This is a genomic window from Flavobacterium sp. 38-13 (assembly GCF_001899155.1).
GTDB classification, from domain to species: Bacteria; Bacteroidota; Bacteroidia; order Flavobacteriales; family Flavobacteriaceae; genus Flavobacterium; species Flavobacterium lindanitolerans.
In genome coordinates, this window is the sequence record NZ_MKVG01000005.1 from 25,643 (window position 1) to 47,525 (window position 21,883).

The 21,883-nt window shown below is 37.5% G+C and carries 24 protein-coding genes; 6 read left to right on the plus strand and 18 right to left on the minus strand.

Annotated features, from left to right (window positions below):
• Positions 1-7: 7 nt before the first annotated feature.
• On the minus strand, positions 8-727 hold the full coding sequence (locus tag BGO88_RS01860) for a pirin family protein (RefSeq protein WP_286705772.1): 720 nt from the start codon (positions 725-727) through the stop codon (positions 8-10).
• 440 nt (positions 728-1,167) lie between these two features.
• Positions 1,168-1,749: a Crp/Fnr family transcriptional regulator gene (locus tag BGO88_RS01865; protein WP_056073862.1), complete on the minus strand. Its 582-nt coding sequence runs from the start codon at positions 1,747-1,749 to the stop codon at positions 1,168-1,170.
• Positions 1,750-1,898: 149 nt separating this feature from the next.
• On the opposite strand from BGO88_RS01865, the gene yaaA reads away from it, so the two are divergent.
• On the plus strand, positions 1,899-2,657 hold the full coding sequence (yaaA, locus tag BGO88_RS01870; RefSeq protein WP_286705752.1) for a peroxide stress protein YaaA: 759 nt from the start codon (positions 1,899-1,901) through the stop codon (positions 2,655-2,657).
• 418 nt (positions 2,658-3,075) lie between these two features.
• Here the strand turns inward: yaaA and BGO88_RS01875 are convergent, their stop codons facing one another.
• From BGO88_RS01875 to BGO88_RS01915, 9 genes are all read right to left on the minus strand, one after another.
• Positions 3,076-3,423 carry a hypothetical protein gene (locus tag BGO88_RS01875; protein ID WP_143395042.1) on the minus strand — a complete coding sequence of 116 codons (348 nt, stop codon included), beginning with the start codon at positions 3,421-3,423 and terminating at the stop codon, positions 3,076-3,078.
• Between the two features lie 217 nt (positions 3,424-3,640).
• Positions 3,641-5,227, minus strand: coding sequence for a DHA2 family efflux MFS transporter permease subunit (locus tag BGO88_RS01880; protein ID WP_056073857.1), 1,587 nt, complete (start codon positions 5,225-5,227; stop codon positions 3,641-3,643).
• A gap of 73 nt (positions 5,228-5,300) precedes the next feature.
• The gene (locus BGO88_RS01885; RefSeq protein WP_286705753.1) at positions 5,301-6,380 is read right to left on the minus strand and encodes an HlyD family secretion protein; all 1,080 of its coding nucleotides are present in this window, start codon (positions 6,378-6,380) and stop codon (positions 5,301-5,303) included.
• Between the two features lie 11 nt (positions 6,381-6,391).
• Complete coding sequence (locus BGO88_RS01890) at positions 6,392-7,735, minus strand: TolC family protein (protein WP_286705754.1); 1,344 nt, start codon at positions 7,733-7,735, stop codon at positions 6,392-6,394.
• On the minus strand, positions 7,725-8,351 hold the full coding sequence (locus BGO88_RS01895) for a TetR/AcrR family transcriptional regulator (RefSeq protein ID WP_101472434.1): 627 nt from the start codon (positions 8,349-8,351) through the stop codon (positions 7,725-7,727). Before BGO88_RS01895 ends, BGO88_RS01890 begins: the two co-directional genes overlap by 11 nt.
• Before the next feature lie 192 nt (positions 8,352-8,543).
• Positions 8,544-9,113 (minus strand): anthranilate synthase component II, encoded by a 570-nt coding sequence (locus tag BGO88_RS01900; RefSeq protein ID WP_286705755.1) that lies wholly within the window; start codon positions 9,111-9,113, stop codon positions 8,544-8,546.
• Between the two features lie 206 nt (positions 9,114-9,319).
• Positions 9,320-9,889 (minus strand): YceI family protein, encoded by a 570-nt coding sequence (locus tag BGO88_RS01905; protein WP_056073849.1) that lies wholly within the window; start codon positions 9,887-9,889, stop codon positions 9,320-9,322.
• Between the two features lie 28 nt (positions 9,890-9,917).
• Complete coding sequence (locus BGO88_RS01910) at positions 9,918-10,550, minus strand: NAD(P)H-dependent oxidoreductase (RefSeq protein ID WP_273237452.1); 633 nt, start codon at positions 10,548-10,550, stop codon at positions 9,918-9,920.
• A gap of 8 nt (positions 10,551-10,558) precedes the next feature.
• A complete protein-coding gene (locus tag BGO88_RS01915; RefSeq protein ID WP_286705756.1) occupies positions 10,559-11,020 on the minus strand; it encodes a MarR family winged helix-turn-helix transcriptional regulator in 462 nt (153 codons plus the stop codon).
• A 146-nt stretch (positions 11,021-11,166) separates the two neighbouring features.
• Between BGO88_RS01915 and BGO88_RS01920 the strand changes: the two genes are divergently transcribed.
• The 4 genes from BGO88_RS01920 (at position 11,167) to BGO88_RS01935 (ending at position 13,472) form a co-directional block, all read left to right on the plus strand.
• Positions 11,167-11,694: a TlpA disulfide reductase family protein gene (locus BGO88_RS01920; RefSeq protein WP_286705757.1), complete on the plus strand. Its 528-nt coding sequence runs from the start codon at positions 11,167-11,169 to the stop codon at positions 11,692-11,694.
• A 24-nt stretch (positions 11,695-11,718) separates the two neighbouring features.
• Positions 11,719-12,336, plus strand: coding sequence for a thioredoxin family protein (locus BGO88_RS01925; protein WP_286705758.1), 618 nt, complete (start codon positions 11,719-11,721; stop codon positions 12,334-12,336).
• Between the two features lie 13 nt (positions 12,337-12,349).
• Complete coding sequence (locus BGO88_RS01930; RefSeq protein WP_082482263.1) at positions 12,350-12,664, plus strand: rhodanese-like domain-containing protein; 315 nt, start codon at positions 12,350-12,352, stop codon at positions 12,662-12,664.
• 424 nt (positions 12,665-13,088) lie between these two features.
• Positions 13,089-13,472: a rhodanese-like domain-containing protein gene (locus BGO88_RS01935; protein ID WP_286705759.1), complete on the plus strand. Its 384-nt coding sequence runs from the start codon at positions 13,089-13,091 to the stop codon at positions 13,470-13,472.
• Here BGO88_RS01935 and BGO88_RS01940 read toward each other — a convergent pair whose 3' ends face one another.
• The 5 genes from BGO88_RS01940 to BGO88_RS01960 form a co-directional block, all read right to left on the minus strand.
• On the minus strand, positions 13,473-14,294 hold the full coding sequence (locus BGO88_RS01940) for a DUF4249 domain-containing protein (RefSeq protein ID WP_277014742.1): 822 nt from the start codon (positions 14,292-14,294) through the stop codon (positions 13,473-13,475).
• Positions 14,295-14,306: 12 nt separating this feature from the next.
• Complete coding sequence (locus BGO88_RS01945) at positions 14,307-16,694, minus strand: TonB-dependent receptor (RefSeq protein ID WP_286705760.1); 2,388 nt, start codon at positions 16,692-16,694, stop codon at positions 14,307-14,309.
• A gap of 158 nt (positions 16,695-16,852) precedes the next feature.
• A complete protein-coding gene (locus BGO88_RS01950) occupies positions 16,853-18,631 on the minus strand; it encodes an ATP-binding protein (RefSeq protein ID WP_286705761.1) in 1,779 nt (592 codons plus the stop codon).
• An 18-nt stretch (positions 18,632-18,649) separates the two neighbouring features.
• The gene (locus BGO88_RS01955; protein ID WP_369814333.1) at positions 18,650-19,096 is read right to left on the minus strand and encodes a response regulator; all 447 of its coding nucleotides are present in this window, start codon (positions 19,094-19,096) and stop codon (positions 18,650-18,652) included.
• A 45-nt stretch (positions 19,097-19,141) separates the two neighbouring features.
• Complete coding sequence (locus BGO88_RS01960; protein WP_056073824.1) at positions 19,142-19,699, minus strand: helix-turn-helix domain-containing protein; 558 nt, start codon at positions 19,697-19,699, stop codon at positions 19,142-19,144.
• A 456-nt stretch (positions 19,700-20,155) separates the two neighbouring features.
• Here BGO88_RS01960 and BGO88_RS01965 point away from each other — a divergent pair, with 456 nt between their 5' ends.
• Entirely contained in the window at positions 20,156-20,461 is a 306-nt protein-coding gene (locus tag BGO88_RS01965) for a hypothetical protein (RefSeq protein ID WP_101472425.1), read from the plus strand.
• 82 nt (positions 20,462-20,543) lie between these two features.
• Here BGO88_RS01965 and BGO88_RS01970 read toward each other — a convergent pair whose 3' ends face one another.
• Positions 20,544-20,795: a hypothetical protein gene (locus tag BGO88_RS01970; RefSeq protein WP_286705762.1), complete on the minus strand. Its 252-nt coding sequence runs from the start codon at positions 20,793-20,795 to the stop codon at positions 20,544-20,546.
• 145 nt (positions 20,796-20,940) lie between these two features.
• A complete protein-coding gene (locus BGO88_RS01975) occupies positions 20,941-21,795 on the minus strand; it encodes an SDR family oxidoreductase (protein WP_056073819.1) in 855 nt (284 codons plus the stop codon).
• Positions 21,796-21,883 lie beyond the last annotated feature (88 nt).

Consider the following 21,883-nt stretch of genomic DNA (forward strand, 5'->3'; position numbering starts at 1 on the left):
TAATGAATTATAAAACCATTGGAACTTCCATCAATAAGATTTCCGCATCTTGAGAGAGTGATTCTATGGCTATTGCCGAAGTACTCCAGATTCCCAATCCGTCTCTTTCGTTCAGGCTGATATTTCCAATATTGAAATCGCCATTGATGACAAAGGCATAAATACCATTGCCTTCTTTTTTCAGTTTGTATTCGGTTGTGATGCCTTTATCAAATTTACCCAAATGGAACCAGGCGTCCTGATGAATCCATACTCCGGCATCATCCGGATTTGGAGAAAGTATCTGCTGTAATTTGTTATGACGGTCTTTCTCGTCTAAAGAAATCTGGTCGTATCTTGGAGTTACATTTCTTTTGTTTGGATACACCCAAATCTGAAGGAATTTAGTCAGCCTGTCTTTGTTTTTATTGAATTCGCTGTGATAAATTCCGGTTCCGGCACTCATGACCTGAATATCGCCCTTTTTAATTACGGCAGTATTGCCCATGCTGTCCTGGTGTTCCAAATCGCCTTCCAGTGGAATTGAAATAATTTCCATATTGTCATGCGGATGTTTTCCAAAACCCATTCCGGCATCTACGCGGTCGTCATTTAAGACTCTCAATACACCAAAATGCATTCTGTCCGGATTGTGGTAATTCGCAAAACTGAAAGTATGATTTGAATCAAGCCAGCCATGATTGGCGTGTCCGCGGGTAGCTGCTTTGTGCAATACTGTATTTTCCACAATCAAAGACTCCGGATTTGGTAAATGGTTAAATCCTAGTGGTTCCAATTCCTTGATTTCGTCAATGTCATTTTTAATTACATCGCCTACGGCAGCAGAAGTGATAAACATTCCGGTGCCCATTAATCCTTTTTTTATAAAATCTTTACGGTCCATAATCAGTGCTTTTTAATTACATGACAAATTTCCGATAGAAAATTTTTGTGGGCATTGAACTAGGACAAGAAAAATTAGATTTCAGATTTCAGATGGCAGATTTCAGATGGCAGATTTTTGATTTGGTATTTATGTGGAGGTATTCAGGTAGGGTATATATTTAGAGTAAACAAATTCTTTTTAGTTCCGATATTTGCTACCAGAAATCTGCCATCTGAAATCTCAAATCAAAAATGATCTATCCGAATTCTACAAACTATAAACTTTCCACTAACAACTATCCACTATTGTTTAGCTATTCTCGCCCTGATTTTACTCAGAAACTCCGGTGAGATTCCTAAATAGGAAGCTATATAATGTTGTGGAACGCGTTGCGGGATGGTAGGGTATAGTTCCAGAAATTCAAGGTATTTTTCTGTTGCAGTTTGGGAAATTGTATGAAACAGCCTGTTTTGGGTTACGGCAAGATTTCTTTGCATCAATATACGGAAGGCTCTTTCAAATCGGGGTGCTTTTGCAAAAAGTTCTTCTTTGGATTCAGGAGTAAACATTAAAAATTCACAGTCTTCCAGCGTTTCAATATATACCTGACTGGGTTTTGTTTCATAAATACTAAAGGAAATGTCACTAACCCAGGCATTTTCAATGGCAAACTGGAGTATGACTTCAAAACCGTTGGCATCTATGTAATATTTCCTGACACAGCCTTTGACTACAAACGCTTCAAAATTGCACATTTCTCCTTCATGGAGCATAATGGTTTTTTTAGGCACTTTTTTGTATTCCAGAAAAGAGTTGAATGTAGCAAATTCTTCTTCCGAAAAAGAAACATAACGGCTTATGTTAGCATTGATTTGTGTGTACAAGGCAAAGGAGTTTTGAGGTTTTACACAAATATACTAAAAAGAGACCAATTGATTTGGGATTTGGAAAATCAGGATTTGGGTATAAAAAATGACGATTGCTCTAAAATTGCTGTTCCTGATTTTGTATTTTTGAAGTCAAATATCAGAAAATGAAAATTGTTATTTCTCCAGCCAAATCATTAGATTTTGAAACCGCAGTGCCAACAGACCGACATACAGAATCGGTTTTCCTAAAAGAATCCAATACTGTTCACAAAGTATTGAAGAAGCTGAAACCCAAAAAACTTTCAGAGTTGATGGATATTTCAGAAAAGCTGGCCGATTTGAACTGGCACAGAAATCAGGAATGGGCAACTCCGTTTACGTTGGAAAATTCACGTCAGGCGGTTTATGCTTTTAATGGTGATGTGTATATTGGTTTGGATGCTTATTCCTTACCATTGGAGAAATTAGATGATTTGCAGGACAAACTCCGAATTTTGTCCGGTTTATACGGTTTGCTAAAACCTTTGGATTTAATTCAGCCTTATCGTTTGGAAATGGGAACAAAGCTGCCGGTTGGAAAAAATAAAAATCTATATGAATTCTGGAAAAAGAAAATTACCAAATCACTGAATGATGAATTGAAAAAAGGGGAATTGTTTGTGAATCTTGCCAGCAACGAATATTTTGATTCGGTAGATGTGAAAACACTAAAGGTTCCTGTAATTACTCCGGAATTTAAAGAATACAAAGACGGCAAGCTCAAAATGATCAGCTTTTTTGCTAAAAAGGCAAGAGGTATGATGGTGCGTTATATTATTGATACCAATGCCGAAACCATAGACGATTTAAAAGGCTTTAATTACGAAGGCTATCAGTTTGATGCCAACTTGTCTAAAGGTAATAAGCTGGTTTTTACGCGATAAAGTTTTGTAAAGGTACTGAGAGGACTAAGGTACTAAGGTTCTGAGGGACTAAGATGCTAAGGTGCTAAGATAATAAGGTTCTGAGGTACTAAGCCTTCTGGAATCAGTGCAATTATTCCAATTTGTAGCTAAAATCAGAAATCAGAATCTCAAATCAAGATACTAAGGTTCTAAGTTTAATAAGCTCCTCGAATCTGTGTAATTATTCTAATCTGTGGCTAAAAAAAGAGGTGCTAAGATACTAAAGTTCTGAGGTACTGAGTTTAAAGCCTCCTGGAATCAGTGCAATTATTCTAATCTGTAGCTAAAATCAGAAATCTCAAATCCAAGATGCTAAGGTGCTAAGTTTATAGGCTCCTCGAATCAGTGTAATTATTCTAATCTGTGGCTAAAATCTAAAATCTGAAATCTAAAATTATTACGATTCCACAAACTCGTTGAATTCACGAATTGCTTCGCGGGTTGTCTTGCGTTGGTTTCTTGAAAGTTCAGCTACAGCGCTGACACTTTTCTTGGCACATTTTTTTATCTGGACAATTTTTTTGGAAAGTTCCTCAAGCTTTTCTGATTCCTCGAACGAAATTTTAGCCTTGATGGATTCGATAAGGTTCATGAATTCCGGAATTGCAAACCGGTTTTCCGAATAGCTTTCCTGAAGTTCTTCTAAAAGCTCATCGGTGTCCTTATTGATGTCTGTCAGGTATTCTACACTTTTTTTGCTGAATTCCTTGAATATTTTCTTTTCTTTTTTTCCGAATAGTCCCATGGTAATCATTTTAAAATTAATGCAACTATCTTAAATTCAATCAAATATATAAAATAAAAAGATTGGTTGCTTTTCTTGAAGCATTTATTTTGATGCCGGAACTAAAGTAGGCGGAAAATCATGGAAGCAAATTAAGCCGATATTAAATAAACGCTAATTAAAAAGCAGAAAGCCCCGGAATTTCCGAAGCTTTCTTAAATAATAACCTTGAAAAATATTAATGCATGGCATCTGCCGGATTAATCTTGTTTTTGCCTTTTTTGATGAGCAGGATAATTGGGATACAGCATAGGAACATAATACCGAGATATAGAAAAATATCCATATAGGATAAGACCGTTGCCTGTTTCATGACCGAAACATCCAATACCTGATAGGCCTTGTTGAGTGCTTCACTGGCACTAAAACCTTTGGCCATGAATCCTTGTTGGAGCTGTTGAACCCTGTTTTGGACTTCCAATTTGTCTGCGCTGAGGTGAGAAACCAAATCCACACGATGGTTCTGACTGAATCGTGTAATGAATGTTGTGATAATGGCGATACCAAAAGAACCACCCAATTGTCTCATCATTCCTGTAAAAGCAGCACCTTCACCAATCTGTTTGCCTTTTAATGTTGATAGTGCCAATGTGGTAATAGGAACAAATAATAATCCTAAGCCTATTCCTCTCAATATCAACGGCCAGAACATGTGTTCTACCCCGGTATCCGGCGTAATTACATTATGCATCCAGAACGTAAAGAAAAAGAATATAAGGAATCCTACACCAACCATATAGCCCTGCGGTACACCTTTTTGGATGAGATTACCCACAATAGGCATCATGAATGCCGTGGTGATAGACCCCGGGATTAATAATAATCCGGCATCTAAGGCAGTCCAGCCTAAAACGGATTGTGTATAGATGGGGAGAATTAATGTGGAGCCGTACAAACCAAATCCGAGGATAAAACACATTACGGTTCCAATCCTAAGATTACCGTCTTTTAGTACGCTGAGGTTTACAATCGGGTGTTTATAGGTAAGTTCCCTCCAAATGAACAGTATCAATCCTACAACGCTCACAATACTTAAAGTGGTAATCATTTTATCGTCAAACCAATCATCCTGTTGTCCGTGCTCCAGAACAAATTGCAACGACCCGATAAACATGGCAAGTAATAAAATTCCCCACCAGTCAACCTGGCTTGCTTTTAGCTTTTCGCCATATTTAGGACTTTTGATATAAGATAAAGTCAATATGGTAGCAATAACACCCAAAGGAATATTGATATAGAATATATAAGGCCAGGAATAATTTTCTACAATATAACCTCCCAGAGGCGGTCCAAGTGTTGGCCCAACAATTACACCCAAACCATAAATAGCCTGTGCCATTCCTCGTTTTGCAACAGGATAACTTTCTGTGATGATTGTCTGTGCGGTTACCAATAATGCTCCTCCGCCAAGACCCTGAACAAAACGGAAAACGACAAGTTCCCAGATGTTGGTAGCGTTTCCGCAGAGAAATGATGAAACGGTGAATATGATGATGGACACGGCAAAATAATTCCTTCTGCCGAATTGTTGCGACAGCCAGCTGGTCATCGGGATTACGATTACGTTGGCGATAGCATAGGCAGTAATGACCCAGGCAACATCCGTCAGCGTAGCACCAAGACTTCCCCGCATGTCTGTCAGGGCTACGTTAACGATGGTCGTATCTACAATTTCCAGCAAGGCACAAAGCACTGCTGTAATCGTAATGATAACCCTTCTGAAGCCGTATTCAACTAAGCTGTCTTCTCCTGAAGTTGCTTCCATTGTTATTTAGATTTTATATTGATGATTTCAGAAAGTGAAACCCACATTCTGAAATCATCAATAGGTAAGAGGTTTATTTTAAGTGCACATCAACGTCAACGTTCATACCCGGACGTAGATTTTTTACTTTGTCAGGAGCATTTTCCGCATCAAGAGTGATTTTAACAGGAAGCCTTTGTACGGTTTTTACGAAGTTTCCGGTAGCATTGTCCGGTGGCAATAGGGAGAAACGCGCTCCGGTTGCAGGTGAAAATGAAGTAATAGTACCTTTGAATTCATAATCAGGATAAGCGTCAACATGAATGCTTACTTTTTGTCCTGCTACCATTTTACTCAATTGGGTTTCTTTAAAGTTGGCAATAACCCAGGCTTCGGTGTTGTTGATAATGTAGAACAAGGATTGTCCCGGTTGTACAAATTGTCCCGGCTGTATGTTTATTTTAGAAACCTGTCCGTCAATAGAAGCTGTAACTACGGTATAATTCAGATTCAGTTTAGCAGCATCAAGTACGGCCTGTGCTTTTTTAATATTAGCCGCAGCAATTTCTGCCTGTTTGCTGCTTACGTTAGAACGTGAAGCTGCAACCGATTTTTGATAGGTGCTGGCTCTTTGCTGTTGTTGCAAAATTTTCAATTCGCTTTCTGCTTCCAGTTTTGCTGCTTCTGCCTGTTCGAATTGCTGCTTTGTGATAGACCTGTTTTTATAAAGATTCTGATAACGGATGAAATCGTTAGTGGCTCTTGTCAACCTGATTTTAGCAGTTTCGATATTACCGCCCGCAGAAGAGATGTTGGCTTCTGATATTGAAATACTAGCCAAAGCACCGCCTATGTCTGCTTTTGAAGCTTCCAGATTGCCCTGTGCTGCTATCAAAGCGGCATTAGCTTCTTCAACTTTTACCAGATAGTCTTTGTTGTCAATTACGAAAAGAGTATCGCCTTTTTTAACGAAGTCATTGTCTTTGACGAATACTTTTGTCACATAGCCTGAAACTCTTGGAATAATCGGGTTCATGTTTTTCTCAATCTGTGCATCGTCTGTCGTTTCGTGTGAAAGAGAGTGAACGTATTTGTAGATTCCGTAGGTTGCGCCAATTGCCACAAGCGCAATAAGTATGTAGGTAAACTTTTTATTGGTTTTTTTCTTTTCCATCGTGAAAGAATTTAGTTTTTAGTGATGTTGAATGAATCGGTTAGTTTGCCGGAAACATTTAGCAGTTCGTAATAGCTCTGTGCAATATCTGCCTTTGAAAATGCTTCGTTTAATTTTGCCTGAAGTTCCTGTACGTCGGCTTCTAAAAGGTCATTGGTGTCTGAAAGTCCATTATCGTATTTGTCTTTTACAATTCTGAAATTTTCTGATGCCTGTACTACGGCTTCCTGATACACTTTGTATTGTTTTAAAGAAAGGGCATAATTTTCCTGTGCATCGTGTACTTCTACTTTAATGCGGTCTGTCAGGATATCGGCAGATTGTTTGGTTTCCGAAGCCTGGCTTTTGGCCAATTTTACATCTTTACCATTTTTAAAGATGGAAGAGAGGTCATAGGAAACGCCAACTCCAAAATTGATGGCATTGTTCACTTCCAATACGTTTTTCAGGTCAAAAGCCACATAACCGCCCAGTAACGATACTGACGGATAATAATTTCCTTCGGCAGCTTTTATATTGGCCTCTGAAGCTTTCTGCATCCATTGTAAGGCTCCTAAATCACTTCTGCTGGATAATGCGTCACTTTCGTTCAAAGTCGCCTCTGAGAAGCCTAATTTAGAAAAAACGGCTTCGTCCGGTAAAATCTGTGTTCCTTCCGGAAGTTTTAGCAGGTTGACCAGCTGATAATTTATCGTAGTGACATTCTTTTTGGCGTCTTCCAGCGATAGTTCAACATTGGAAGATTGCAGCTGCGATTTTAAGAGGTCGTTTCTGGCAATCAGCCCGTTTTCTTCCATGGCGGTGAAATCTTTCACGCGTTGTTGTGAGCTTTTCAGATTTTCCTGAATCAATTTTACAGATTGCTGTGCTTTGTAGAGGTTCACATACAGGATGATGGTGTTCATTGCCAATTGTTCTTTGGTGTTTTTGGCATTGAGCAGCTCAGCCTGGTATCTGTTCTCTGAGGCTTTTACGCTGTTTTTTAATTTGAATCCGGAAAACAGGGGCATGGATAGACTTGCCTGCCCTAAAATCAACTGATTTACTTTTGGCGATGAAGTAGCTCCGCCTTCTGCAGGCTCTGAACCTCCCATTGAAATCTTTGAGTTGATGTTGGCCTCTGTCAATCGTTGGTACTGGCCGGAAATTTTCAGGCTAGGGTAGCGGTTGTTTTTAACGGTTTCTAATTCATACTTCGAAGTTTGGGCTTTGGTGTCTGCCAATCCAGCTTCATTGCTTTGCGTGACGGCCAGGCTAATGGCGTCATTGAGTGTCAGGGGCTTTTTTTCCTGGGCGGCAACTTCTGCAAATCCCAAAATCAAAAGCATTCCCATCAACAGTGGATTAGTTTTCATAAACTAAAAAGGCTTTAATTGTTTGCTTAATGTGATTAATTATTTCTGTTTTGATGAAATGGTCGTAAGCTTCATCTGTTTTCAGGTCGAAGAGTTCTTCATAAAAAGGCCTGTTGGTGTGGAAGTGAAAAAAAGTGCCCATTATGGTTGGAGGCAAAAGAGCCGAATTGATGTTTTTGCGGAATACTCCTTTTTCCTGTCCTTCGGAAATTATTTTTTGAAGGGAGAGCAGGTTCTGTTTTTTTACATCAGTAAAAACTTTAAAATCCATGATTCTCTTTTTTGAAGAAAATTCAAAATGGAGAATTTGGTAGAGGCATCTGTTTTTGTTTAGGCGATTAATATAAAGTTCGATGAGCTTTTCAATTTTTTCGATAGGAGTGAGGTCTTCACTAAAAAGACTTTCCAGTTTCAATCTCAAATCGGAGGTACGGAAGATGATGAGAGATTCGAGTAATTTTTCTTTGGAGCCAAAATAGTAAGATATCATTGCGATATTGATATTGGCTTTTTTTGCGATGTCGCGAATCGAAGTTCCGTCGAATCCTTTTTCTGCAAAAAGCTCTTCGGCAACCTGAAGGATTTCTAATTGTTTTTCATTGAAATCTGCCGTCATTTTTTTGTCATTTAAAAACGGCTACAAAATTAAACAGATGTTTAAATTAAACGATTGTTTAATTTGTTTTTAACTGTTTTTTAACAAAAAACGTTTGCGAAAATGACAATAGATAATTTCTATTATGATTGTTTAATTTATTTTAGTCCAATTGTTTGAAGTAGTTTATATAAACAATAAGATTAGTAATGGTTAATTAGAGATCCAATTTTCTAAAATTTGTTTCCCGTGTGGCGTCAGGATGGATTCCGGATGAAATTGTACGCCTCTTACATCAAAAAATTTGTGTCTGAGTGACATGATTTCTCCGTTTTCATCGACTGAAGTTACTTCCAAATCAGGACTCAAATCTGACTTTTCTACCACCCAGGAGTGGTATCTCCCTACCCAAAATTCAGTCGGAATATTTTTAAAAAGCGTTTCGTCGTCAACCAAAATTTTTGCTTTGGTAGCGGTTCCGTGATATACTTTTTCAAGATTTTTTAGGGTCGAACCGAAGACTTCTCCAATGGCCTGTTGCCCTAAACAGATGCCTAAAATGCTTTTTGAGGAAGCATATTCTTTGATGATTTTGTTTAATAAACCTGCTTCAGAAGGCAATCCCGGACCCGGAGAAAGCAGAATTTTGTCGTAGTTTTTGACTTCTTCCAGCTCAATTTCGTCGTTTCTTAGCACCGTAACTTTACAGTCTAACGCCTCTAAATAATGAACCAGATTGTAAGTGAAGCTATCGTAATTGTCTACTACAAGTATGTTTTTCATGGGATGTTTTATTGTTATGACAGGGCAAAGTTACGGAAGTTTTTGGCTGTAAATGTACTGCGAAAAGGATAGCAGCGGCATCCTCTTGTGGAATGTAATGGAACAAAAGATAGAGCGGATAGCCTGACCCGGAGGGATTCGCCCAAAAGAAAAATCCCTGTCAGGTTAGTTCTGACAGGGATTTGGGAAAAATAATTGTTTTGGAATTAGAATTTCAAATCTACATTCAATTCGAATTCGTCGTAGATTGCTTTGTCTCCTAAGCCGTCAAAGAAGCTTCCAGAACCGTATTTAATACCGTATTTTGTTCTGTCTACTTTAAGAGCAGCTGTTGCGTTGTTTTTGTTAACTGTAATCTCAAATTTCACAGGATTTGTAACGTCTTTGATAGTCAAATCTGCTGTTACAGTGTAAACATTAGCTGATTTTTTACCGATTGATTTGAAAACCAATTTAGCTGTTGGGTATTTTTCAGTACCAAAGAAATCGTCAGCTTTTAAGTGTCCGTCCAGTTTTTCTTTACCTTGCCCTGCCTTTAGGTCAGTAGTTGAGATAGAGTTCATGTCTACTGTAAAGTTTCCACCAACCAATTTGTTGCTTTTGAAGATAAGAACACCGCTGCTTAGGTCAATTGTACCTTCGTGCTGTCCTGTTACTTTTTTACCAACCCAGTTGATTTTGCTAGCTTTAACATCAACTTTTTTCTCCTGAGCTGTTGCTGAGAATGATCCGACTGCTACTAAAAGAGCGATTGCAATAGTTTTGAAATTTTTCATTGTTTTTAAATTTGAATTTAGGTTATTATTATAAATTGATAAATAGTTCTTCGTTAGATTTTCTTACTTTTTTGAAGTGCTGAGTTGCATCTTCTTCATGGCGATAGCCTAAAGTTGCTATGAGTGAAGTGTTTAATCCCAATTTGTCAAGTCCCAGGATTTCGTTCACTTTTTCAGCTTCAAAACCTTCCATTGGAGTTGCATCGATTTTTAATTCGGCAGCAGCGCTCAAAAGGTTTGCCAGGGCAATATAGGTCTGCTTTGAAGTCCAGTGGTTTCTTGTTTCTACTGGAAGTGTCGAGATTTTTGATTTCATGAAATCCACATAACCCTGGATGCTTTCTGCAGGAATTCCTCTTGTTGCCACAATATTGTCAGCAAAAGAATCAATTCCGGCATCGCCAAAGTTAGTTTCGTTTGCAAAAATAATCAGGTGTGAAGCGTCTACTATTTGTGACTGACCCCATGCAGCCGGTTGTATTTTTGCTCTTAATTCCGGGTTTTCAATAATCAGGACTTTGTATGGCTGAAGTCCGTAGGAAGAGGCGCTTAATCGTATCGCTTCTTTTAATTTTTCAAGGTCTTCGTTTGAGATTTTTTTGGAGGCATCGAATTTTTTAGTTGCATATCTCCAGTTAAGGTTATTTATGATAGTACTCATTTTATTATTTATTGATTAATTGTTCTGAATTTTTCGAGTAGGTAGTTGAGCTGTTCCAATTCTTCTGTCGTAAGGTTTTGGGATAGGGCAGATTCGTGACATTCTACTTTTGGATTGAGTTCTGCCAGTAGTTCCAGACCTTTTTCGGTTATGGCTATTTCCATCTTTCTCCTGTTGTCCGGGCAGATTTCACGGGTAACCAGCTCTTTTAAAAGTAATTTGTCGACCAGTCGTGTCGTGTTGCTGGTTTTGGCAATCATTCGTTCCTGAATTACGCACATGTTGGTCGGCTTTCCATTCTGTCCTTTCAGGATTCGCAAGACATTAAATTGCTCCGGCGATAAATCGTAAGCTTTTAAAATCTCGTTGAATCGTTCTGACAGGACGTTTTGCGTATACATAATGTTCAGCACCGTTCTTTTGCAGATTGCCATAGGAGAGGTTGTTTTTATGATTTCTTCTATTTTCATTATTGTAATTACAAAATTTGTATGTACAAATGTAGTATTATTTTTAATTGTATATACAAATGTTGATTAAATTTTTGTTAAAATAATTATCTAATGTGTAGAATGCTTATTTTTATTGGGTTTAAAGAATAAATACTTTTTTATAAATGAAGAAAATTATCTCTCTGGGCATCGTTTTTTTGCTCGTTTCCTGTAAAAATGATGAGAAAAAAGAGGCTGTTGCCGAGCCAAAACCGCTAAAAACATATGCGCAGGATGGTATTTCTGTCGATTCGTATAGTTTTTTAGGATTGGAACCTTACTTAAAAAGGAATAATGATACGACTTATGTGGTTAATTTTTGGGCTACGTGGTGTGTTCCTTGCGTGGAAGAATTGCCACATTTTGAAAAGTTGAATGCAGATTATAAAGACAAAAAAGTAAAAGTGCTTTTGGTGAGTATTGATTTTCCTAAAATGGCGGAAACCAAACTACTGCCTTTTATAAAAACACATAATCTTAAATCGGAAGTTTTGTTGCTGAATGACCCGGATGCAAACAACTGGATTAATAAGGTAGATTCTACCTGGAGTGGTGCGATTCCGGCTACGCTAATTTATAAAGGTGACAAACGCCGTTTTTATGAAAAGAGTTTTTCATTTGATGAACTTGAAAATGAAGTGAAACAATTTTAAAAGAAAACTATAAACAATCCTACTATGAAAACAATTAAAATTTTTGCTTTTGTATTGCTTGCCGGACTGGTAAGTGCTTTTACTTATAAAAATATGGATGCCGCAACGGGCTATAAGGTTGGCGATATTGCGACTGATTTTAGCCTAAAGAATATCGATAACAAGAAAGTGTCTCTTAAAGATTTCAAAAATGCCAAGGGATATATTGTGATTTTTACCTGTAATCACTGTCCGTATGCTCAGGCTTATGAAGACAGAATTATTGCTTTGGACAAAAAATATAAGAAACAGGGTTATCCGGTAATTGCAATCAATCCGAACAATCCGGAAAAACAAAAAGACGATAGTTTTGACCTGATGAAAGTGCGTGCTAAAGAAAAAGGCTTTACATTTCCGTATCTGTTAGATGAAGGACAAAAAATTTATCCTCAATATGGTGCTACAAAAACACCTCATGTTTATATCCTTCAAAAAACATCAAAAGGAAACCAGGTGAAATATATTGGTGCCATTGATGACAATTATGGAGATGAAAAGGCAGTAAAACAAAAATATGTAGAAAATGCGGTAGACGCTCTTTTAAAGAACAAGGAAGTTGCGGTAAAAGAAACCAAGGCTATCGGATGTTCGATTAAGGCATAACTTAAATACAATGATGAATATAACACAAGAACAATGGTGGTCACAGGCACAGGAAGATGAAAATGCTGTGATTCTTGACGTACGAACCGAAGACGAATGCAACAGAGGAATGATTCCCGGAGCCAAAAATATAGATATCTATAAAGGTCAGGGATTTATTTATGAAGTGGAGGAGTTGGATAAAACTAAAAATTATTATGTCTATTGTCAGGCCGGAATGCGAAGTGCCAAAGCCTGCAGTGTGATGGAACAGTTAGGTTTTGCCACTACTTACAATCTTGTAGGCGGCATGTCAGAATGGGATGGCCCCGTTGTTTTACCGGAATAAAAAAAGGAGCAATTGCTCCTTTTTTTATGACCTTTCGGATTTATGATTTTGGATTTGAGATTTTTTGATTTATGATTTTAGATTTTAGCCCCAGATTAGAATGATTACAGAGATTTTAAGTCTATTAAACGGAGTACCTCCGAAACTTAGCAGTTTTAGTGCCTCTTTTATTTTAGCACGCTGATACACGGATTAAAATAATTACGCGGATTTAAGAAGTCTATTAATCTTAGCACCTCAGAACCTTAGCACCTCTTTTTTAGCCACAGATTAGAATAATTATGCAGATTTAGAAGCCTATTAAACTTAGCATCTCATAACCTTTGTACCTTAGTGCCTTAGTACCTCAGTGCCTTAGCATCTTAGAACCTTAGTAGCTCTTTTATAAAAAATAAATTACTTTTATGTCCTAAAAATTTAAAACATGAAAATTTTATATTCTTTCTTATTTGTCCTGATTAGTTTTGTTTCCTGTCAATCGCAGAATAAATCTCCTGAATTGATTGCTCCTGAGGCTTTTTCCAAAAGAATTGAAAAAGGAAATGTGCAATTGGTAGATGTCAGAACTCCAAAAGAGTACAAGCAGGGCCATTTGAAAGGCGCTAAAAATGTTCACCTTTACGACCAGGATTTTACAGACCGAATCAACAAATTAGATAAAACAAAGCCTGTTTATGTGTACTGCAAGGCTGGCGGAAGAAGTGCAGAAGCAGTTGAAATTATGCAGGCTCAAGGTTTTAAGAACATTATAGAGCTCAAAGGAGGAACCGATTCCTGGACAGAAACCGGCCTACCTCTGGAGCAATAATTATTGTATGGTATAAATCAGTTCGGTTCTTTCAGATACTCTGAAGTAGCCTAATGCATAATTGTTTTTGTCGGTTTGGTTGACAATATTTCCTCTTACGTTGGCAGGAGTTGTCTGGAAAGGACCGCCTCCGGCTCCTTCTGCAATGCCTATCAGGATGTACATATAGTTATAGTAACGTTCTGAAATTCCCAAAAGAGAAATTTTAAGCTGGTCTCCGGGTTTGAAATCTTCGTGTGTGAAAAGCCCGAACATTTCATTACCCTGAAAGAACTTATCGTCAAGTACGTCATAATCAGGATAGGGAAGACGGCTGGTTTCAAACTTGCTTAGATAGAAGTTGTCTTCCTGACCATTGTCGTTATAGAAAAATTTGACTTCGATTTCATCGTTTGAAAATCCACCTTCGTTATTCTGTTCTGTTCTGGTAATATCGGGCACGGCAGTCATTTTTTCGGTTGCCGTATAGGTCTGGCCATTGTGAACAACGGTCAGGACATAGGTTTCACCGATTACGGCCTGGAAATCAGAACAGATATATTCTCCTGTGCCCGGAGTTTCTGTAAAAGTGAAGACCGTGTTGCTGCTGTTCGTAACAAATACGGTAGCATTGGACACCACAGGAATTACATTTTGGAAATAGCCGGTGGTGGTGGTCAGTTTTATTTTTTGGGTTGTGCCGTCTGTTCCTTTGACCCAGTCTATTGAAGCGTCAATGACAAGTCGGGGAGGTGCCGTTTTAAGGTCTACATCTACTACTTCTTCACAGCTAAAGCAAAGAACTGACAGGAAAAGCAGGGCTATATATTTTATATTTTTCATGATGGTATCGTATTAGAATTTGAAATTATAGGTAACGCTTGGAATAAAACCGAAGATAGAAAGTCTTACAGCCTCGTTTCTTCCGGTATCTTCATTTTGCCTGAATGTCATAGAGGCGGAGTTCATACGGTTGTAAAGGTTGTAGATGCTGAAAACCCATTCTCCCTGCCATCCTTTTTTCTTATCCGGTTTTGGGATATACGTTGCTGAAACATCCAGGTGATGGTAGGCAGGAAGCCTGTCTTCGTTTCTGGCACCATAGCTTGGAACAATTACCCCACCATATTCATATTGTCCGTTAGGAAAAGTAACCGGTTGTCCGGATTGCAAAGCGAAAGTACTTCCGAAAGACCATTTTTCGGTTAATTTATAGGATGCGGTAACTGCCAGGTTATGCGTTTTATCATAACCTGTACTATACCATTTTCCGTTATTGATTCCGGTTTCAAGAGCGGTTCTTCCCGGTGTCTGCTGTTCTGAGCGGGATAGTGTATAGGAAATCCATCCGTTTAGCTTGCCGGAGTTTTTACGTAATAATACCTCCAATCCGTATGACCTCGACCTGCCGTTTAAGATTACCTGTTCGATTGCCTTGTTGGCAATAAGGTCTGCGCCATCAATATAGTCGATTCTGTTTTTGACTTTTTTATAATAGATTTCGGTTTCCAATGTATAGTCATCATTATGGAAATTTCTGAAATAACCTAAGGCTACCTGGTCTAAAAGCTGTGGCTTGATAAAATTATCGCTTGGCGCCCATACGTCTAACGGAGTAGGTGATGCCGTGTTGGAAACCAGATGAATGTACTGGCTCATACGGTTGTAGCTCGCTTTTATGGATTGGTTGTCATCCAGTTGGTAGGATACGGCCAATCGCGGCTCAAGATTGTCGAATGAGGCAATTGTTTTGCCGCTTCCAAAATGTTCTGTCCCAATAGGTTTGCCTTTTTCATAAATTTGAAGTTCCGGGTTAAAGGTAACAGCTTCGTTATTGGCATAAATATTCATGTCCTGCTGTCCCATTCTGTAGAACATGCTGTAACGGAAACCGTAGTTTATGCTAAGTTTATCGGTTATTTCGTGTTCAGCATCTACATATAAGGCCGGTTCCAGGGCATATTTTTTGTCTAATTGCTCGCGGTTAATTCCGGATGAAGCACCTGTTGGCGATACGGTTCCCGGGTTAAAATCATAGTAAACCGCGTTCAGACCATACGTCATTTTGTATCGGTCGCTAATATAATGCTTGAAATCGTATTTGATATTGTAGTTTTTAATGCCTGAATCCCAGTTCAGTCCGGCAACATCTAACTTAAGTCCATAATAGTAATCACTGTAAATCATAGACAGGTTGGAGAAAAGTTTTTCTGAATACAAATGGTTCCATCTCAGGTTGAGGACCGCGTTTCCATAAACATTGTTGAACTGGTCGCCAATGTCAAAAACGTCTCTCCCAAAATAACCGGACAAAAACAGGCTGTTGTTTTCGTTAAGCTTGTAGCTTAGTTTTGTGTTCAGGTCATAAAAATAGGCGCTGTTCTTGTTGTCTGTCAATTTTAAGAACAGGTGTGCATACGAACTTCTTCCGGCTACAAGGAAAGAGCCTTTTCCCTTTTCGAGAGGGCCCTCAGCCAAAAGTCGGCTCGAAATCACACCAATACCACCGTTCATATGAAATTCGTTGCTGTTTCCTTCTTTTTGGTAGATGTCTAAAACAGAAGAAACACGACCTCCAAAACGCGAAGGAATGCCTCCTTTGTAAAGTTTAAGGTCTTTGATAGCATCTGAATTGAAAACAGAAAAGAAGCCAAACAGGTGAGAGGAATTGTAAAGCAGTGCCTCATCCAGAAGAATAAGGTTTTGGTCTGCAGCACCTCCACGCACATTAAAGCCGGAAGCTCCTTCACCGGCATTGGTAACACCCGGAAGCTGGAGAATGGATTTTAAAATGTCTGTTTCACCCATAACCGCCGGCATTTTTTTGATTTCCTGAATGGTAAGCTTGTTGACACTCATTTCAGGTTTTTTGATGTTGGCAATGTTTTTTCTTTCGGTAATTACGATTTCTTCAAGATTTTGCGTAGAACTTTCCAAGCTGATGTTTTTTCGAAGATTCTGTTGCAATGAAATTTTTTCTTCCGAAGTCTGGAAACCCATATAGCTAACCTGTAGTGTATAGTCTCCTTTTGGGATGGATAACGAAAAGAAACCGTATTCGTTTGTGGTAGTGCCTGATTGAAGTTCAGGGATGTAAATGCTAACTCCAATAAGAGTTTCATTGTTTTGCGAATTGACAATAGTACCGCTTATGGTGACTTTGTCCTGGGCTTTTGCCCAACTTCCGATGAGGAAGAGCAGAATTAGTAAAGGAACGTGTGTTTTTTGATTTTTTTGATTCATGATTTATTTGTTAATGTTCTTGTGAGAAAATTCACTTTCCTGAAAACGCCTATTTTTAAGAATTATTTTACAAAAACAGATTTTAACGTTTTACAACAGTAGGACGACAAATAAATCGAATTGTTACATTATTTAACTTTAAGAAATAATTATGTTATTTAAGGAAGGTAGATGGTGAAAGTAGAGCCAATTTCAGGATTTCCTTCCGCTTTGATGTATCCTTTATGGTTTTCTATAATTTTTTTGCAGATGGCAAGCCCTATTCCCGTACCATTATAATTAATGTCGGTTTCCAGGCGTTTGAACAGCATAAAGATTTTTTCTGAAAATTCCTGTCTGAAACCAATGCCATTATCAGTTATGGTTATTTTATGGTATTTTTTTCCAAAGAGTTCGATGTCGTTTATTTTCTCACCGGCTTTAATTTTTTCAGTTCTGATTTTGATAACGGGAGGAACATCTTTTTTACTGTATTTCAGTGAATTTGAGATGAGGTTGACAAAAAGCTGATGTATTTGGAAAGGAATGGCGTTTATTTTTGGCAGATTGCCTATTTCCACAGTAGCATTTTTTTCTTCAATATTAACGTTGAGTTCCAGCAATACATCCGCAAGAAGCTTGTTGAGGCTGGTTTTTACGAAAACCTTGTCGTCTTTCATGGTCTTGGAATAATCAACAAGGTCCATCATCAGGTTCTGCATTCTGTTTGCAGAATTTTTAATTTTTAAAAAATAGTCTTTGCCTTTTTCTGATATGGTTTCTGTTTCTGATTCTTCAATTCTGGAAATAAACATTTGTATTTTTCGCAAAGGCTCCTGAAGGTCATGGCTGACAATCTGGTTAAACGATTCCAGTTCGGCATTTATGGCAATGAGTGTCTTGTTTTTTTCTTCCAAAGCCAGCTTGATGGTATATTCTTCTGTGATGTCATTGCTTACGCCAATCTTGACAAGCTCTCCTTTAGTGTTGTATGTGAAATCGCCTGTTGAACTGATATACCGTATTTGGCCGTCCTTGCGTATGATTCTGTAAATCATTGAAGTTGGCGTATGGTTTTTCATGGATTCCTCATGCTGCTTCATAGTTTCTTCATAATCATCCGGATGGATATACGGCGTTACGTTTTCGACTTTGGAGTCAAAAGCATTGGGTTCCTCACCTAATATTCTGTAAAAATTGTCGGAATAAAAGAATTTGCCGGTGTGCATATTGATTTTCCAGTGGCTTATTCCGGCTACTTTTTCGGCATTGTCTGATACCTGATTCACAAATTTGAGTTCTTCGTTCAGTTTGCGTACTTTTTGGAAGTCAATATTGATTTTGTTTAGTGAAAAAAGTAGGATGACCAGAGTCAGGATAGTAAGAGAAAAGGCAGTAATTGTTGATGTTTCAATATCATAACGGTGATTGATATTGTGTATTTTTAGTTTGGTAACTTCCTGATCAATGAGCTCGTATATTTTTTTTTGTAATTCTTTTGTCTGCCTGTTTCCTGCTGATAGTTTGGCATTCAGCAATGCCGAATCAATAGGCTGGGCACTCGAAATTGCCAAAGTTTCATCAAAAAGAGCCAGCCTTTTTTGTAGGATGTCGTCAATATTTTTAATGTTTTCCAAATCCTGTCGGGTCGAAAAATTGTCTTTCAATAATGACAGACTTTTGAATATTTTTCTTTTTGTAGTAAGGTTATTGTTATAAAACGCCGAATCTTTTGTGATGATATAGCTCCGCATTTCATTTTCTCTCTGGATGACTTCAGAGATAATTTTTTCCAACTCAAACTGCTTTTTGTTGGAAGTAGAAATAAGGTCTACAGATTGATTGAGACTTTTCATCTGGACATGAAACACTATGGCAACACTAATAACCAAAATAAATGATACCCCTTGTGCCGTTCTGTAAACCAGATTAGGGGTTAATAATTCTTTTAGTTTCATGTCTGTTGGTTTTGGCCTTTAGATACTGAAAAAGAAAGTGTCTTTGTTTAATCCGGACGTGTGGAATTGCCAGTTGATATTGACAACTTCTTTAAGTACTTTTTTCAGATTTCCAAAATCGTTGGGCTTTTTGATATAAATGTTCGCGCCTCCAACAAAAGTCTCTTCTATATCCTTATCTGAAGAAGAGGTTGAATAAATAGCAATTGACATGTCTTTAAACTTAGGGTTTTGGCGAATTTCCCTAAGGCATTCATTACCACTTTTGCTGGGCATGTTCAAATCCAGAAATAATATGTGTGGTAATAGCGTATCTGGCTGTTCCAGATAATCCATTAATTCACTCCCGTTCTTAAAGACCGTCAGGTTGTTATTGATTTTTAGTTCTTTTATGGCGTCGTTAAAAAAGTTGCGGTCGTCTTCATCATCATCTGCAAGCATAATGTTTATAGACTGGTCTTTAATCATAGTCAGGGGGATTTTGATAGCTCAAATATAAGTTTTTATTTATTATTCTTTAGTCATGCTGCGTCTTTTATCTACAATCCTTTTGAACATGGATGGTGTCAGACCGGTAGTTTTTTTGAATTGTCCTGAAAGGTGTGCTACACTGCTGTAGTTGAGTTTATAGGATACCTCGGTTAGCGTGAGTCCGTCTTCAATTATCAGTTTTTTTGCCCTTTCTATTTTCTGCATAATAATATAGTTCTCAATGGAAGTATAGGTATGTTCCGAAAATATATTGGAAATGTAGCCGTAGCTCAGGTTGAGCTTATCGGAAAGATAAGATGAAATGGTTGAAGTAGGCAATTTGTCCTTTTCGTATACCATTTCTATAATAGTATCTTTTATTTTTTGAATGAGCTGGCTTTTTTGGTTGTCCAGTAACTCGATACCGTATTTTTTTAAGGCTTCTCTTAATTCGTTATACGTTTCTTCGGGGATAGATTCTTTGAATTCTATTTCGCCCAGATCGAGAAGCTGGTACTGGATGCCAAATTTTTCAAGCTGTTCCTGCATGATTATCCTGCAGGCCTGATTGATGTCGTATTTGATATATAGTTTCATGTAGTAGCTGTGGTTAGGACAATAAATTTATTAAAAAATGTTCTAAATCCTATAGCTTTTTGCCGACTAATCATCAGAATGTTTAATTGTTTTTAGTTTTAAGCTATATTTCAACAACTTGCATAAATAAAAAAGGAGCATTTTTTTCAAAATACTCCATTTCATTTGGCTGAATCAGTATAGCAATTTTTCCCCCCTTCGATGATTAATTCTCAGTTGTTACCATCTTTTCAAATGTATTTATTTTAACAGGGAAATAATTACATCATTTTTATTTTTATTTACATTATTATAAAATCATTGTGTTGAAATATTGGATTTTATGTAGAGTTGTTCAAATATTTTTATGTTGTAAGACTTTCTTAAAATTATGTAAAAATTTTTGTTAACAAAGTTTTTAAATTTGACAAAAGGTTTTCTCCAACGAAGGAAAAAGTCCACTAAAAAAGCAAAATCATGAAAATAGTTTCCTTGTTATTATCGATTTTTGTTTTTGGAATCGCGGCTTATTTTTTTGTCACTGATTTTAGAAATTCTTTCGAGCTGAATTATATTATTTATATGTTGCTGCTATTGATACTGATGTCTATCTGTGTACTAGGAGTAATGATAAACATACCTTTGCTGATTCGCGAAAAACGTAAAATGAATGTTTTTCTTTATCATAGCTTTTCTAAAAAGTATGCGGCTAATTCAAGACGCATCCGATTGAAAAAGCATAATTATTTTAAAAAGGAACCCAACTACCAGGATACTTTTTAGCTTTACTGAAGCTAGCTAAATTGAAAACGGCTTATACCCATAGCATAAGCCGTTTTTATTTTTATATAGAAGAACCGTTTAATTATAAAACGGCATTTTTAAGTTTTGAAGCTTCGTAATGTTTTTTGCTTACGGTTTTTTCTTCTCCTTTTGGCAAGGTGCTTAACGATTCCCGCTCTTTTTTTCGATATCCTTTATGAAACATTCTGTCTTCCATGTCTGATGCTTTTTCGCACATGGAATCCCAGGCGCCGGTTCTTTTCAGGATTAATCTGGCAACAGCCACTGCGGCTACACCGGCTGCAATTCCTAGTAATACATTTTTGGTTTTCATGGTGTGAAGTTTATAGGTTAATTTAATAGTTATATCAAAGCCTTTAATGAGGCATCGTTTTGTGATTTGTCACAATTAAATTTACAAACTTTAAAAATGGTTATGTACTAATGATTTTATAAAATTTGTAAAAAAAGAAGAAATGTTAACCTCCAACAATTTCACCTCCATTGATGTGTATGATCTGTCCGGTGATATAGCTGGCATCCTGGCTGGCTAAAAAGACATAGGCTGGAGCTACCTCGCTGGGTTGTCCGGCCCTTTTCATTGGGGTGTCTTTTCCGAATTTTTTAACTTCTTTTTCATCAAATGTAGATGGGATTAATGGTGTCCAGATTGGTCCCGGTGCCACTCCGTTTACGCGTATGCCTTTATCGGCAAGCATGCCGGAGGCAGATCTTGTAAATGAAACAATTGAACCTTTTGTGCTGGAATAGTCCAGAAGATGCGGACTACCCCTGTAGGCAGTTACTGAGGTCGTATTGATAATACAATCGCCTTTTTTTAAGTGTTTTATGGCTTCAAACGTGGTATAGAAAAAAGGGTAGATGTTGGTTTCGAAAGTTTCTAACATTTGCTTGCTGTCAATTTCCTCTATTTCTTCTTTCGGAAATTGTACTGCGGCATTGTTTACCAGTATGTTTAATGAACCGAACTTGCTGATGGTTTTCTGAACGATACTTTTACAAAAGGATTCCTTTTTCAAATCACCTTTTAAGAGAAGGCATTCCCTGCCTTCTTTCAATATCATTTTTTTAGTGTCTTCCGCATCTTTTGTTTCACTGTAATAAGCGATGGCAATATTGGCTCCCTCTCTTGCGAAATGTACGGCCACGCTTCTTCCTATACCGCTGTCGCCACCTGTTATTAAAGCGGTTTTGCCTTTTAGCTTGTTGCTTCCGGTATAGTTTTTCTGTATAATTTCGGGTTCGGGAAACATTTTATATTCCTTACCGGGCGGTGATTGTTGTTGAGCTGGAAAAGAATCTGGCTTTTTCATGATGTAAGAAATTGAAATTGGTTGTAAATAGAAAAAATAAAATCCCTGCTTATATTTTTATATAGCAGGGATTTCAGAAATAAATAAT